This window comes from Oleiphilus sp. HI0117, from assembly GCF_001635235.1.
Window position 1 is genome coordinate 1 of the sequence record NZ_LWGA01001411.1, and the last position, 1,089, is coordinate 1,089.

The window sequence follows — 1,089 nt, forward strand, 5'->3', positions numbered from 1 at the left end:
ACGCCGCGGTTATCGGCGAAAGGTTCAGATTGTTGTCAATATGGTCTCTAATGCGGCGCAAGCTAAGAAGGTCTTTCAGCGCTTTTCACAAGCCGTTAGTAAGTATCTGGACCTGAATACAGAATACCTGGGCTCGGTATGGATGGATGAAAGCATGCGAGCGGCAGTCAGCTTGCAGCGTCCTGTTGCGCTTTATCCTAAAACCGATCCTTCCGCTCGTTGTTTTTATCGCTTAGCAGAAAAAATAGATGACCTGTTTAGCCAGACAGGCGTTCCGCGTTTGGCCTTTAGCGCCTATTGGCAAAAAGTAGTAGAGCGACAAGTCGCTCGCCCACAGAAAAGCATCGCGGCCAAACAAGCGGCTTCGACAAGAAAAACGACGTCTCTTCATAAACCGGGCTCTTTTGATAAGCTGCGTGAGCAAATGGCAAGCTTTAGCTCGGCAGGAGAGCAATCCCAGGGGAATAAAAGAGCGGTCTCGAGTTATGAACAAACCTTGCTTGACCAAGTTCGGGAAGCTCAAGGCGACTTGTCTCCTGAATCAGAGATCCATGTTGAAGACAATGCTTTGGATTCCGGCGTTGAAGCTAGCGTTGAACGTTATGTTGAGCAAAAAGCAGAGCTAGTAGAGGAGCCGCTATCAGAGCATTCTGAAGATGCATGGGTCGATCTACGGCTTCGTTTAAATAACTTCTTTAGCGATAAAAATACAACACCCGAACAGATGGTGACTTTGTTGTCTGGGTGTATTTACAGTTTTGGTGATCGTCTGGGCAATGCAGCAGTTGACCTTCTTCATAGCTTGCTGCATTCTCTGGATCCTGATCAGTTGAGTGAAGAACAAAAACAATTGTTATTGTCTGATTATGAACGCATCGGTTTGGATGAATACCGCCAGTCGATAAAGCTCAGACAATCCAAAGCCCGTTATGACGCTTCTGGTTTTGGTGATCAACAAGTTCTAGCGCGAGCAATTCGCTCCTCAGCTGAAGATATACCACTGGAAAGTTTATTAGAATCAATCAAGTATGCGTCTTTAGTCGACTCTTCCGGTGACTCATAAAGAATAAAAAGAGACTCTGAATAGTG

The 1,089-nt window shown here is 46.0% G+C and carries 1 protein-coding gene; it reads left to right on the top strand.

The window, feature by feature from the left end; translation table 11 throughout:
* Window positions 1-1,063 (top strand): hypothetical protein (locus A3757_RS27345; protein WP_197470277.1); only part of this gene is annotated, 1,063 nt, incomplete at its 5' end.
* Window positions 1,064-1,089: the final 26 nt, after the last annotated feature.